The sequence below is a fragment of the Streptomyces sp. NPDC101178 genome (genome assembly GCF_044767965.1).
GTDB lineage: Bacteria > Actinomycetota > Actinomycetes > Streptomycetales > Streptomycetaceae > Streptomyces.
Window position 1 is genome coordinate 538,353 of sequence record NZ_JBIWOZ010000004.1, and the last position, 12,338, is coordinate 550,690.

12 protein-coding genes are annotated in these 12,338 nt (G+C 70.5%); 4 read left to right on the top strand and 8 right to left on the bottom strand.

Annotated elements, in window-relative coordinates; all coding sequences use genetic code 11:
* Positions 1-157 precede the first annotated feature (157 nt).
* Together ACIRR8_RS14725 and ACIRR8_RS14730 are read left to right on the top strand one after the other, a co-directional pair.
* Positions 158-3,655: a ThuA domain-containing protein gene (locus ACIRR8_RS14725; protein ID WP_404063751.1), complete on the top strand. Its 3,498-nt coding sequence runs from the start codon at positions 158-160 to the stop codon at positions 3,653-3,655.
* Between the two features lie 152 nt (positions 3,656-3,807).
* Complete coding sequence (locus ACIRR8_RS14730) at positions 3,808-4,536, top strand: sugar phosphate isomerase/epimerase family protein (protein WP_404064331.1); 729 nt, start codon at positions 3,808-3,810, stop codon at positions 4,534-4,536.
* Positions 4,537-4,674: 138 nt separating this feature from the next.
* Here ACIRR8_RS14730 and ACIRR8_RS14735 read toward each other — a convergent pair whose 3' ends face one another.
* Positions 4,675-5,628 (bottom strand): NAD-dependent epimerase/dehydratase family protein, encoded by a 954-nt coding sequence (locus tag ACIRR8_RS14735; RefSeq protein WP_404063754.1) that lies wholly within the window; start codon positions 5,626-5,628, stop codon positions 4,675-4,677.
* A 169-nt stretch (positions 5,629-5,797) separates the two neighbouring features.
* Here ACIRR8_RS14735 and ACIRR8_RS14740 point away from each other — a divergent pair, with 169 nt between their 5' ends.
* The gene (locus ACIRR8_RS14740; RefSeq protein WP_404063757.1) at positions 5,798-6,355 is read left to right on the top strand and encodes a TetR-like C-terminal domain-containing protein; all 558 of its coding nucleotides are present in this window, start codon (positions 5,798-5,800) and stop codon (positions 6,353-6,355) included.
* Here the strand turns inward: ACIRR8_RS14740 and ACIRR8_RS14745 are convergent.
* From ACIRR8_RS14745 to ACIRR8_RS14755, 3 genes are read right to left on the bottom strand one after another with little or no spacing between them, the layout of a single operon-like run.
* The gene (locus ACIRR8_RS14745; protein ID WP_404063760.1) at positions 6,237-7,064 is read right to left on the bottom strand and encodes an ABC transporter ATP-binding protein; all 828 of its coding nucleotides are present in this window, start codon (positions 7,062-7,064) and stop codon (positions 6,237-6,239) included. The genes ACIRR8_RS14740 and ACIRR8_RS14745 overlap by 119 nt on opposite strands.
* Positions 7,061-8,080: an ABC transporter substrate-binding protein gene (locus tag ACIRR8_RS14750; RefSeq protein WP_404063763.1), complete on the bottom strand. Its 1,020-nt coding sequence runs from the start codon at positions 8,078-8,080 to the stop codon at positions 7,061-7,063. The genes ACIRR8_RS14745 and ACIRR8_RS14750 overlap by 4 nt, the downstream gene beginning before the upstream one ends.
* Positions 8,081-8,121: 41 nt before the next feature.
* Entirely contained in the window at positions 8,122-8,985 is an 864-nt protein-coding gene (locus ACIRR8_RS14755; RefSeq protein WP_404063766.1) for an ABC transporter permease, read from the bottom strand.
* A 195-nt stretch (positions 8,986-9,180) separates the two neighbouring features.
* Between ACIRR8_RS14755 and ACIRR8_RS14760 the strand changes: the two genes are divergently transcribed.
* Positions 9,181-10,266 carry a LacI family DNA-binding transcriptional regulator gene (locus tag ACIRR8_RS14760; RefSeq protein ID WP_404063769.1) on the top strand — a complete coding sequence of 362 codons (1,086 nt, stop codon included), beginning with the start codon at positions 9,181-9,183 and terminating at the stop codon, positions 10,264-10,266.
* A gap of 78 nt (positions 10,267-10,344) precedes the next feature.
* Here ACIRR8_RS14760 and ACIRR8_RS14765 read toward each other — a convergent pair whose 3' ends face one another.
* Genes ACIRR8_RS14765 through ACIRR8_RS14780 form a run of 4 tightly spaced genes read right to left on the bottom strand, consistent with a single transcriptional unit; the run spans position 10,345 to position 12,335 of the window.
* Complete coding sequence (locus tag ACIRR8_RS14765) at positions 10,345-10,929, bottom strand: GAF domain-containing protein (RefSeq protein WP_404063772.1); 585 nt, start codon at positions 10,927-10,929, stop codon at positions 10,345-10,347.
* Positions 10,926-11,549, bottom strand: coding sequence for a GTP-binding protein (locus ACIRR8_RS14770; protein ID WP_404063775.1), 624 nt, complete (start codon positions 11,547-11,549; stop codon positions 10,926-10,928). The genes ACIRR8_RS14765 and ACIRR8_RS14770 overlap by 4 nt, the downstream gene beginning before the upstream one ends.
* Positions 11,527-11,898 (bottom strand): DUF742 domain-containing protein, encoded by a 372-nt coding sequence (locus ACIRR8_RS14775; protein ID WP_073876111.1) that lies wholly within the window; start codon positions 11,896-11,898, stop codon positions 11,527-11,529. The genes ACIRR8_RS14770 and ACIRR8_RS14775 overlap by 23 nt, the downstream gene beginning before the upstream one ends.
* Positions 11,899-11,900: 2 nt before the next feature.
* On the bottom strand, positions 11,901-12,335 hold the full coding sequence (locus tag ACIRR8_RS14780; protein ID WP_404063778.1) for a roadblock/LC7 domain-containing protein: 435 nt from the start codon (positions 12,333-12,335) through the stop codon (positions 11,901-11,903).
* Positions 12,336-12,338: the final 3 nt, after the last annotated feature.

The following is a 12,338-nucleotide window of genomic DNA, read 5'->3' on the forward strand; positions in this document are numbered from 1 at the left end:
CCGAACCCCATGCCGCCACTCACCCGCTTCGCACCCGAACCGGCAGGCGCCGCAGACCCATTGACCCCGTCGGAGCCGTGAACCTACCCTGAACGGCGTACTTCAGAAAGCGCTTTCTACACCCCACAGTCGGCATCTACCGCACAGGGAGCGCCCCATGAGACGCCGTTCGTCACGCCGGGCCGGCCGCGTCGGCCGTTCGCCCGGTGGCCCATCCCCTCTCATCGCCCTCACCTCGCTCCTGGCCCTGGTCCTCGCCCTGCTGGTGGCGGTGCCACCGCAGGCGCAGGCCGCCCCGTACCGGGTCCTCGTCTACTCCGAGGTCACCAACTTCACCCACGACTCCATTCCGGCCGGGATCGAGGCGGTGAAGAAGCTCGGGGCCGAGCACGGCTTCGAGGTGGAGGCCACCGAGGACTCCGCCGTCTTCAACGACACCGATCTCGGCCGCTTCCAGGCCGTCGTCTTCAACAACACCAACTCCACGCCGGAGAAGGGCGACTTGCTGACCGCCGGCGAACGGGCCGCGCTCCAGCGGTTCATCCGCGCGGGCGGCGGCTGGGTGGGCGTGCACGCCGCCTCCGCCAGTGAGCGGGACTGGGACTGGTACGAGGGTCTGGTCGGCGCGATCTTCGACCAGCACCCGGAGGTGCAGACGGGCCGGGTCAAGGTGCTGGACCGCGCCCACCCGTCCACGGAGCATCTGCCGGACCTCTGGGAGCGGACGGAGGAGTGGTACAACTGGCGCACCAACCCGACCTCCAAGGTGCACACGCTCGCGCAGATCAAGGTACGGGACGGGGTCACCGGACTCGACGAGGGCGTGGACCACCCGTTCTCCTGGTGCCAGAACTACGACGGCGGGCGTTCCTGGTTCACCGCGGGCGGGCACGACAAGGCCTCCTTCCAGGAGGAGGCCTTCGTCCAGCATCTGCTCGGCGGCATCCAGTGGGCGGCGGGCGCGGCGGAGGGCGACTGCACGGCGACGCGCACCGGTTCCTTCCAGCGTACGGCGCTCGCGACGAGCGACCTGGCCGACCCGTTCGAGCTGGCGATCGCCCCGGACCGCCGGGTGTTCTTCGCCCAGCGGACCGGGAAGCTGAAGGTGATCGACCAGGAGACCATGAAGGTGTCGACCGCGCTGGACTTCGCGTACACGCCGGAGATGACCAGCCAGTCCGACGGGCTGCTCGGCCTGACCCTGGACCCCGGGTTCGCGGAGAACAACTGGCTCTATCTGCTCTACTCCGACAAGGTCGAGAAGCGGCTGAACCTGTCGCGCTTCACCGCGGACGGCAATACCGTCGATCCCTCGTCCGAGAAGCGGCTGCTCACCGTCCCGACGCTGCGCGGCGAGGGCCGGGCCAACTCGCACATGGCCGGTTCGCTCACCTTCGACAAGGACGGCAACCTGTACGCGGCGACCGGTGACAACACCGACCCGTTCGCATCGGACGGCTTCACGCCGATCGACGAGGGCGAGGGCCGGCGCGCCTGGGACGCGCAGATGACCGCGGGCAACACGAACGACCTGCGCGGCAAGATCCTGCGGATCACACCGCTGGACGACGGGACGTACACCGTGCCCGAGGGCAACCTCTTCGCGCCGGGTACGGAGAAGACCCTGCCCGAGATCTACGCGATGGGCATGCGCAATCCGTTCCGCATCACCACCGATCCCAGCAGCGGAGCGCTGATGGTCGCGGACTACGGTCCCGACGCGCGGGCCGCGGTGGCGGACCGAGGGCCGGAGGGGACCGTCGAGTACACCCGTATCACGGAGGCGGGAAACTTCGGGTGGCCGTACTGCATCGGGGACAACACCCCCTTCAACGACTACGACTTCGCGGCGAAGAAGTCCGGGCCGAAGTTCGACTGTGCGGCGCCGGTCAACGACTCGCCGAACAACACCGGCCTGCGTGAACTGCCGCCCGCCCAGCCCGCCACGGTCTGGTACGCGTACTCCGCGTCGGCGGAGTTCCCGGAGGTCGGCACCGGGGGCGGCGGCCCGATGGGCGGCCCGGTCTACGACTACGACCCGGACAACACCTACCGGACGAAGTTCCCCGCGTACTTCGAAGGCAAGGCGTTCAACTACGAGTTGACCCGGCGGTGGTTCAAGACGTTCTCGTTCCAGAGCGAGGACCAGGACTTCACCGATCCGCGCTTCGAGCCGGTGAAGGCGGGCGATCTCCACTCCATCAACGGCATCTTCGAGGACATGGAGTGGAACCAGCCCTTCGACGCCGACTTCGGTCCCGACGGGGCGCTGTACGTCATCGACTTCGGGCTCGGCAGCGGTACCGGACGCGGCGGCAGCAACGAGGGTGCGGGCATCTACCGGATCGATTACGTCGGTGACGGCCGGCTGCCCGATGCCAAGCTCTCCGTCGACCGGGACAGCGGTCCGGCGCCACTGACCGTGGACTTCTCCAGCGAGGGCTCCGGACTGCCCGGTGGCCAACCGGTCACCTACGCCTGGGACTTCGACGGGGACGGCACCACCGACTCGACCGAGGCCAACCCCTCGCACACCTACACCGCCAAGGGGCTCCACACGGCCCGGCTCACCGTCACCGGACCCGACGAGCTGACGGCACTGGCGGTGCAGGACATCACCGTCGGCAACACCCGGCCCGAGGTGACCATCCAACAGCCGCCGGACGGAGGGATGTTCAGCTTCGGTGACACCATTCCCTTCACGGTGGAGGTGAGTGACGAGGAGGACGGGCAGAACGGTCCGATCGACTGCTCGCGGGTCGTGGTGCAGTCACAGCTCGGCCATGACACCCATCTGCATCCGCTGGACAACTACACCGGCTGCACGGGCGAGATCGTCACGGATGCCGGGGACAGCCACGGCCCGGGACAGAACCTCTACTACGGGATCACCGCCCAGTACGAGGACAAGGGCGCACCGGACGCTCCCGCACTGACCGGCTCCACCTCGCTCACCCTGCGCACCTCCCACCGCGAGGCCGAGCACTTCATCTCGACCGGTGGCCGCAACGGCGGCGCCGAGGTGGGGAGTCGGGGAGACGCTTCCGGCGGGAAGCGGCTCATCGAGATCGAGGACGGCGACTGGGTCACCTTCGATCCGGTGAACCTGAAGGGTGTCGACTCCGTGACGGTCGGCGCTTCGTCGGGCGGGCTCGGCGGCACGGTGGAGTTCCGATCCGGTTCCCCGACGGGCGAGTTGCTCGGCTCGGTGACCGTGCCGGGCACCGGCGGCTGGGAGAAGCTGATCTCGCCGACGACGGAGCTCAAGGACCCGGGATCCACGACCACGCTGTACGCCGTCTTCACCAACCCGGAGTGGAGCGCCGGCAAGGCCGACCTGCTCTCGGTCGACTGGCTGCACTTCAACGGGCCGGGCGTGGAGAAGGCGGGCGGTACGGAGGTGACGGTCACGGCCGAACCGTCTTCCGGCACAGCGCCGTTGACCGTCGCGCTGAGCAGCACGGTCGAGCCGGCGGAGGGCCGGACGATCGCCTCGTACCACTGGGACTTCGGCGACAACGTGAAGCCGACCGGTCCCGAGGGCGCGACGGCGACGCACCGCTACGACCGCAAGGGCGCCTACACCGCGCATCTGACGGTCACCGACGACAAGGGCGACACGACCACCGGTGCCGTGCGCATCGACGTGAAGTGAGGGGCGTAGAGCGCGTGAACAGCACACGAAGAGCCTTACTCCGTGCGGGAGTCGGTACGGCCGCCGTCGTCGCCACCGGCATCGGCGCGGCACCGGCCTCGGCGGCCGGGAGGCGGCGAGGCTGCCGGCGTATCCCGCCGTCCGGGATCGGGATGCACCTGTACACGATGCGGACACCGCTCGCGGCGGACTTCGCGGGCACGCTGGAGCGGCTCGCCGAGATCGGCTACACGACGGTCGGTGTCAGCGGACGGCACGGCAACTCCCCTTCCGCGATACGGCAGATGCTGGACCGAGTGCGACTGAAGGCCGTCCTGGAACACGTCGGCTACGACATCGTGACCGGCTCCGGGCTGCCGCAGGCGCTGGAGGACGTCCATACGCTCGGCGGCCGGTGGATCGTGGTACCGAGCCTGCCGGGGTCGCTGCACTCCCCGGCCGGATACCGGGAGGTGGCACGGCAGTTCAACCGGGCGGGGCTCGCTGCCCGGGAGTCCGGGCTGAAGCTGCTCTACCACAACCACGGCGGCGACCATGAGGTGGTGGACGGGGTCAGCCTGTACGACATCCTGCTCGACGAGACCGATCCGGAGCTGGTCGGGTTCGAGCTGGATGTGTACTGGGCGGCCAAGGGAGGCTCCTCCGCACCCGGCGAGCTGTTCGTCCGGCACCCCGGGCGGTTCCCGGCGCTCCATGTGAAGGACATGGCGCCGAACGGGGACTTCGCGGACGTCGGGTCGGGGGTGCTGGACTTCCCGGAGATGTTCGACACCGCGCGGCAGGGCGGGGTGCGGCAGTGGCTGGTGGAACATGACGCACCGGCCGACCCGTTCGCCTCTGCGCGGACGAGCTACCGGTATCTGTCGCGGCTGCGCTACTGACGACCGCCGCCCGGCGGCTGGTCTGTGCTTCGACCGGCCGCCAGGTGGTGGCAGGTCCGCGCTTCGGCCGGCCGCCGGTCGGTGGTGCGTGTCGTCCGGTCCCGGGTGTGCGGTTCCGCGCCCGGGGCCGCGGCGCGTTCAGCGCTGTGCGGCGGCCAGGAGGTCCTCGTACCAGGCGAGGGTGGCGTCGATGGCCGCCTCCAGCGGGGTCGGAGTGAGCCCGAAGGCCTTCTCGATGGCCGAGGAGTCGACGATCTGCGGTTCGGTGTGCTGGTAGAACATCTCCGCGTACTCCGCCATGAAGGTCGCGTCGAAGGGACCGAAGGGGCGGGGCTCGGGGATCACGGTCAGCTCCAGCGGGCGGCCGGTGCGCTTCTCCACGAGCGCGAGGACCTGGCGGGTGGTGCGCGCGGGCGCGGTGGGCAGGTGCCAGACCCGGCCGTCGCCCTCCGGGCGCTCCCCGAGCGTGGCGAGCCCGGTGGCGACATCCGCGATGTACGTGTAGCTGTGCGGCAGGTCGATGTCGCCGAGAGCCGGCACCGGCTGCCCGGTGAGCGCGGCGGGGAAGACGGCGCCGCCGAGCGTGGAGTTGAGGACCCCCGGGCCCACGAAGTCGGCGGATCGCCCGAGGACGACGGGCAGCCGGCCCTCGCGGTGGGCGGCGAGGTAGCGGGCGTCCAGCTCGGCGCGCATACGGCCCTTGCGGGAGGTGGCGTTCCACGGGGATTCCTCGGTCATGACCGCGCCGTGCGTCTCGCCGTACGGGTAGAGCGTGTCCAGGACGACGAGCCGGGCGCCTTCCCGCCCGGCCGCGTCGAGGACCGCATCCTGGATCTTCGGCATGAGCTCGACCTGGAGGTGGTAGCCCACGTTGACGCAGTGGTGGACGACGGCGGCGCCGGCCACGGCCGCGCGGGCCCCTTCGGTGGAGGCCACATCGGCGGCGTACCGTTCGACCCCTTCGATCGCCGGGCCGCCGCCCGACCGGTCGACGAGCCGGACCGGATGGCCCCGGCGGACCAGCTCCACGGCCAGGGCCGTACCGGCGGGTCCGGAGCCGAGGACGGTGTGCAGAGCGGGTGCGGTGGTCATGGTGTGCCCCTTCGGGATGGGTCCGTGTTCGTTCGGGTCGCGCTGCGGGCACGCCACCAGAACGGCTCATCACTTCTGTTAGAGACCATAACTCTCACGACAGCTCATAGCAATAGCGCTTGTTAGAGTCTGTAGCAGGAGTGAGCTCGGCCGGTGAGAAGGGACCGCGATGGAACGGACCCACCAGGGACCACGCGCCCGCCGGTACCGGGTGCAGACCCGCGCGGCGAAAAGCTCTCGCGCACGGCTGCACGACCTGGCCGGGGCATACCGCGCCTGGGCCATCGCCCGACCCCACCGGCAGGTGCTGATCCAGGGCGACCCGGTGGCCGGCTACGCGGCCCCGGCCGACACACTGGAACGGGCCCGCGCGGTGCTGGGCCCGTTCCTGCCGCTCCTCGCCGCCAAAAACCCCGGCCCGGCGGACGGCTCGGTGAGCCTGGAGCCGGCCGGCCGGTTCGCCGGGATGGCGCACCGGGGCAGCACGCCGCTGGGCGCCCACATGGATCTGCCGGCGGACGCCTTCGGGCTGGAGCGAGCGAGGAGCCGGGCCGCCTCCCGGGGGACGCCGAGCGCACCCCCGTACGACAACCGCTCCCCCGCCCTTCTCAGTCCTCCCCCGACACCGCCCCCAGCAGGTCGCGGATGTGGGCCGCGGCGGCGCGGAACTCCGGGCGGCCCAGCGTCTCGCTGTAGTCACGCTCGGCGGGCAGCCCGACCTCGATGATCTCCGTGACGGTGCCGGGCCGCGGGCTCATCACCACCACCCGGTCCGCCAGATAGACGGCCTCCGAGATCGAGTGGGTGACCAGCAGCACCGTGGTGCCGGTAGACCGCCAGATCCGGTTCAGCTCGGTGTTCATCTGCTCGCGGGTCAGGGCGTCGAGCGCGCCGAACGGCTCGTCCATCAGCAGGACCGGCGGTTCGTGGAGCAACGCCCGGCAGAGCGCGACCCGTTGCTGCATTCCGCCGGAGAGTTCGTGCGGGTAGGCGTCCTCGAACCCGGTCAGGCCGGTCATCCGGATCAGCTCGTCCGCCCGTCCCCGCGCCCGGGCCGCCGGCATCCGGCGGATCTCGGCCTGGAGCAGGATGTTGCGCAGCGTGGAGCGCCACTCCAGCAGGGCCGCGCGCTGGAAGACGTAGCCGATGTCGTGGCGTGGTCCGTTCACCCGTTCGCCGCCGAGCAGCACCTCGCCCGAGGAGGCGTTGAGCAGGCCCGCGACCAGCTTGAGGAGCGTGGACTTGCCGCAGCCGGACGGGCCCACGATGGCGACGAACTCTCCCGGCGCCACCTCCAGCGAGACGTCGCTCAATGCCGTGACATCACGCTTCTTGCTGCGGAACCGGACCGCCACATCGTCCAGTTGGACCGCGGCCGCGCCACCTTCCTTCGACGGCGGTGCTGCTGTCGTCGCCCTCTCCTTCGGCATCGTCATCCCTTCAACGCCGTCTTCGTGTCCCAGTAGTCGCCGACGGCCTTCGGTGAGGCGACCATCCCCGCCTCGGCGAACACGTCGATGGTCTGCTGCCAGTCGGCCTCGGAGTTGACGCCGGGTGCCTTTCCTTCGGTCGACTCCGTGTGCAGCAGGGTGAGCGTCGTGGCGAACTGCTCCGACAGGACGGCCTTCGGCGGAAGCTGCTCGGACGCGCCCTCCATCGCGGCCACCGCCGGCCCCGGCTCCTTCGCCGCCTCCGCCCACGCCTCGCTGACCGCCCGCACCATGCGCTGGGCCAGCTCCGGCTTCGCGGCGAGGATCTTCTGACCGGCGAGGAGACCGTTGGAGTAGAAGTTCAGGCCGTGCTCGGAGAAACGGAGGTAGGAGACCGGCTTCTTCGCCTTGTCCTGCATGGTGGGCCCCTGGTCACTGGCGTAACCGAGCAGCCCGTCGGTCTTGCCCGAGATCACGGCTGCGATCTTGCCCGCCGGGTCGGTGTTCTGGACCTTGACGTCCGACTCGCCGAGGCCGTTCTTCTTCAGGAAGATCGGGAAGGTCTTGGAGAGTGCGTCCCCGGCCGTCCCGGCGATCGTGCGGCCCTTCAGGTCACCGGGCGCGGCGATGCCCTTCGCGCCGAAGGACTGCACGGAGGCGGGCGTGGTCTGGAGGAAGACGCCGAGGCTTTTCACCTTGACGCCCTGGTCCACGCCCGCGAGCAGCGCAGGCGTGTCCGCCCAGCCGAAGTCCGTCTGTCCGGCGGCCGTTGCCTGGACGGTCTTCTGCGAGCCCTGGCCCGCGCGGACGTCCAGGTCGATGCCGTGCTTCTCGAAGATCTTCTGCTGCTTTCCGTAGTAGAACGGCGCGTGTTCGCCGTACGGATACCAGTTGAGCGTCAGCGTGACCCGGTCCAGCTTCTTGCCGGAATCGCTGGTGGTGGTCGACGCGTCGTTGCCGCCGCAGGCCGTCGCCACCAGGACGAGGGGTACGGCACCGATCAGGAGTCTGCGCGCGTGCATGGGCTGGCCCTTCTCGCAACGGGACGGTGGCTTCCGGGAGTTCAGTACGTGGTGGTGGCCGAGGTCTCGCGGCGGCTCGCGTGCCACGGCAGTAGCAGCTTCTCGGCGATCTCCACGACGACGAAGAGGACGACGCCGATCAGTGACATCACCAGCAGCCCCGCGAAGAGCATCGGGGTGTCGAGGTTGCCGTTGGCCTGGAGGATGACATAGCCGAGGCCCTCGTTCGCCCCGACGAACTCGCCCACGACAGCACCAGTCACGGCGAGCGTGACGGCGACCTTGAGGCCGGAGAACAGGTGCGGCAGCGAGGCCGGGAAGCGGATCTTCAGGAAGGTCTGCCACGGCTTCGCCCCCATCGTGGCGGAGAGTTGGAGCATCTCGGGGTCGACGGCCTTGAGGCCGGTGACCATCGAGATCACCACCGGGAAGAAGGCGATGAGCACGGCGATGAGGATCTTGGGAGCGATGCCGAAACCGAGCCACACCACGAACAGCGGCGCGATGGCGATCTTCGGCACGACCTGGGCGAAGAGGAGGATGGGGTAGAGCGTGCGCTCGACGGTGGAGGAGTACACCATCACCACCGCCGCGAACACCCCGACGGCGACCGCGATGACGAAGCCGAGGAGCGTCTCGTACGTCGTCACCCAGCTGTGCTGCCAGAGGTAACCCGCCTTGCCCGTAAGGACGTCGAGGGTCGCGCCGGGCGACGGCACGAGATAGGGCTCGACCAGCTCGGCCGCCGCGATCACCCACCAGAGGGCGAAGCAGGCGAGCAGCAGCACCACCGGCCGCCAGCTCCGCTCCGCCGCCCGGGCCAGCCGCTCCCCCGCCGTGGGACCGGCCCGGCGGGCGACTCCCGCCACCTCGGCGGGCCTTCTGGCCAACGCGCTCTCACTCACGGTGAACTCCCTGCAAGATGGGGGTAGTTGTGACGAGCTGTGCGATGCTGCGATGCTGGAGGTGAGGGGCTGAAGGCGCTTTCAGAAAGCGCTTTCTGATAAGGTGCCGCCACGCTAATGACTGTGCGCGCACACGGTCAATAGGTCGTCCCGAAGTTTCGGGGCCCTGCCACCACCGCACCCCTGGGGGTCGAGTTGAGTGAACGGGAAACACCTCTCCGCCCCGATACGCGCCGCCGCGCCCCGGCCCCTCACGTCACGCTCGACGCCGTGGCCCGCGAGGCCGGCGTGTCGCCGGCCACCGCCTCCCGCGCGCTGAACGGCACCACCCGGGTCCGCGACGACCTGCGCACCCGTGTGCGGGCCGCCGCCGATCGCCTCGGCTACATCCCCAACGCCCACGCGCAGGCCCTCGCCTCCACCGAAGGCAGCCGCACGGTCGGGCTGATCTGCCATGACGTCGGCGACCCGTACTTCGCGGGCATCGCCGGCGGGGTGATGCGGGCGGCGGCGGAGCAGGACCTGCTGGTGATGCTCGCCTCCACCTTCCGTGAGCCGTCCCGGGAGATCGCGTACGTCTCGATGCTGCGGGCCCAGCGGGCGCGGGCCATCCTGCTGATCGGCTCCGGCTTCCAGGACCGGGCCTGGGAGCGGGCGATGGACGCGGAGCTGGATCCGTACGTACGCGCCGGCGGCCGGGTGGCGGTGGTGAGCCGGCACCGGTCGCTGCGGGTGGACACCGTGCGGCCGGAGAACCGGGCCGGGGCGGCGGAGCTGGCGAAGGCGCTGGTGGCGCTCGGCCACCGGGAGTTCGCCGTACTGACCGGGCCACCCGAACTGACCACGGTAGCCGACCGGTTGGCCGGGTTCCGCGAAGGACTCGCCGGGGCGGGCATCCGGCTGGAGCGGGTGGTGCGGGAGGCGTTCACCCGGGAGGGCGGGCATCTGGCGGCGCGACGGCTACTCGCGGCCGGCGGCCGGCGGCCGACCTGTGTCTTCGCGGTGACCGACGTGATGGCGGTCGGTGCGCTGGCCGCGCTGCGCGAGGCGGGGGTGCGGGTGCCGGAGGACATGTCGCTGGCGGGGTTCGACGACATCCCTCTCGTACGGGAGTTGTCCCCGCCGCTGACCACGGTGGCGCTGCCGCTCACCGCGATGGGCGAGCAGGTGATCGCGCTGGCTCTGCGCTCGCCGTCGGGGGCGGGGCGGTCGCGGGTGGTGCGGGTCGACGGGGAGGTGGTGCTGCGTGGCAGCACGGGTCCGCCACCGCACGGGAGTTGAGGCGCCTGGAATCACGGGTCCGCCACCGCAAGGGAGTTGAGGCGCCTGAAATCACGGTCCGCCGCCGCACGGGAGTCGTCACGGGTGACAGTAGCCCTCCCGGTGGTCGATCTGGCGGACCAGCTCCTGGGCGAGCGACTTGATGGTGTCGAGACCGGCGCGGCCCCACGGGCGCGGCACGGTGTCGACGGCGCACACGGTCCCGAGCGCGATGCCCGTACGGTCGATGAGCGGTGCGCCGAGGTAGGAGCGGACGCCTATGTCGTCGACCACCGGATTGCCGGCGAACCGCGGGTAGTCGCAGACGTCGTCCAGGACCAGCGCCTTGCGCCGCACGACGACATGCGGGCAGTAGCCGTGGTCGCGGGCCATGTGGCGGGCGCCGCGGTTGCCGCCGGCCGCGACGGCACCGAGCTCCTTGCCGCCGCGCCGGCCCGCCGGCGTGTGCAGTCCGGCGAAGAACTGCCGGTTCTCGTCGATGAAGTTGACCATCGAGAAGGGGGACGCGGTGACTTCGGCGACCTTGTCGGCGAAGGCGTCGAAGTCGTCGAACGAGGAGTCGGGCCGCTCGCCGAGATCCAGCCTCCGCAGCCGCTCCGCGCGGGCCGGGCCGTCCCGGTCGGCGGGGGTCAGGAGCATCCGGCCGGTGGCGAAGGACGTCACTGGTGGGCTCCGAAGGCCTGGAGCGGAGCGGGCGCGGAGGTGGCGTTGATCAGATGTTGTACGAGGGTGACCAGCGCCCCCGTACCGGAACTGGCGATCCGCGCGTCGCACAGGACGACGGGCACCGCGGGCCCGAGGTCGAGCGCGGCCCGGATCTCGTCGGGTTCGTAGCGGTACGCGCCGTCGAACTCGTTGACGGCGACGATGAATCCGATGCCGCGCCGCTCGAAGAAGTCCACGGCGGCGAAGCACTCGGCCAGCCGCCGGGTGTCGGCGAGCACGACGGCGCCGAGGGCTCCCTGGGAGAGCTCGTCCCACATGAACCAGAACCGCTCCTGGCCCGGCGTCCCGAACAGGTACAGCACATGCTGTTCGGAGAGGGTGATGCGGCCGAAGTCCATGGCGACGGTGGTGGCCGTCTTGGACTCGACGCCCTCCAGATTGTCGGTGCCCACGCTGGACTGGGTCAGCAGCTCCTCGGTGGACAGCGGGGCGATTTCGCTGACCGCGCCGACGAAGGTCGTCTTGCCGACGCCGAATCCGCCCGCGACCAGCACCTTGAGGGCCACGGGGAAGAACTCGGTGGTTCCGGTGCGGTCAGAGCTGTCGTCGTAAACCATCGAGCACTGCCTCCAGCAGGGATCGGTCGGTGGGTGTGTCATGGAAAGCGGGGGCGTGCGCGGTGACCGCTCCGCAGTCGACCAGGTCGGAGAGGAGGACCTTGGTGACGACCGCGGGCAGCCGGAGGTGTGCGGCGATCTCGGCGACGGACATCGGCCCCTCGCAGAGTCCGAGGGCCACGGTGTGTTCGGGGCCGAGGGGGATGTCGGGTTCGATGCCGGTGGCCATGACCAGGGAGAGCAGGTCGAATCCGGTGGACGGCCGGGTCCGGCCGTTGCTGACGGTGTACGGGCGGATCAGCCGGCCGGCCGCGTCGTCGAGCAGGGGCCCGTCCTGCGGGGCCGGCATCCTCACAGCCCCGGAGTGAACGGGGCGCCGGCCGGCTGCCGCAGCGGGGTCGTCAGATAGGGACGGACGCTCTTGACCAGCATCGCCATCTCGTAGCCGAGCACCGCGGCGTCCGCCTCGCGTCCGGCGAGGACGGCGAGACAGGTGCCGGATCCGGCGGTGGAGACGAACAGGAGCGTGGAGTCGAGCTCGACGACCACCTGCCGTACGTCGCCGTTGTCGCCGAAGCGGGCGCCGGCGCTGCGGCCCAGGGAGTACAGGCCGGCGGCCAGGGCGGCCATGTGGTCGGCGCTGTCGGGATCCATCCCGTGGACGGACTTCACCAGCCCGTCGGCCGAGAGCAGCACCGCGCTGCGCGTGTACGGCACGCGTTGGACCAGCCCGCTCAGCAGCCAGTCCAGGTCCGAGACCTGACCGGCCTGCATGTCGCTCGCCATCGT

Excerpts from the sequence above, each read along its gene's own strand:
- ACIRR8_RS14730 (WP_404064331.1), top strand. The coding sequence starts at position 3,808 with ATGCACCTGTACACGATGCGGACACCGCTCGCGGCGGACTTCGCGGGC.
- ACIRR8_RS14740 (WP_404063757.1), top strand. The coding sequence starts at position 5,798 with ATGGAACGGACCCACCAGGGACCACGCGCCCGCCGGTACCGGGTGCAG.
- ACIRR8_RS14780 (WP_404063778.1), bottom strand. The coding sequence starts at position 12,335 with ATGGCGAGCGACATGCAGGCCGGTCAGGTCTCGGACCTGGACTGGCTG.
- ACIRR8_RS14750 (WP_404063763.1), bottom strand. The coding sequence starts at position 8,080 with ATGCACGCGCGCAGACTCCTGATCGGTGCCGTACCCCTCGTCCTGGTG.
- ACIRR8_RS14725 (WP_404063751.1), top strand. The coding sequence starts at position 158 with ATGAGACGCCGTTCGTCACGCCGGGCCGGCCGCGTCGGCCGTTCGCCC.
- ACIRR8_RS14735 (WP_404063754.1), bottom strand. The coding sequence starts at position 5,628 with ATGACCACCGCACCCGCTCTGCACACCGTCCTCGGCTCCGGACCCGCC.
- ACIRR8_RS14770 (WP_404063775.1), bottom strand. The coding sequence starts at position 11,549 with ATGGTTTACGACGACAGCTCTGACCGCACCGGAACCACCGAGTTCTTC.
- ACIRR8_RS14745 (WP_404063760.1), bottom strand. The coding sequence starts at position 7,064 with ATGACGATGCCGAAGGAGAGGGCGACGACAGCAGCACCGCCGTCGAAG.
- ACIRR8_RS14775 (WP_073876111.1), bottom strand. The coding sequence starts at position 11,898 with ATGCCGGCCCCGCAGGACGGGCCCCTGCTCGACGACGCGGCCGGCCGG.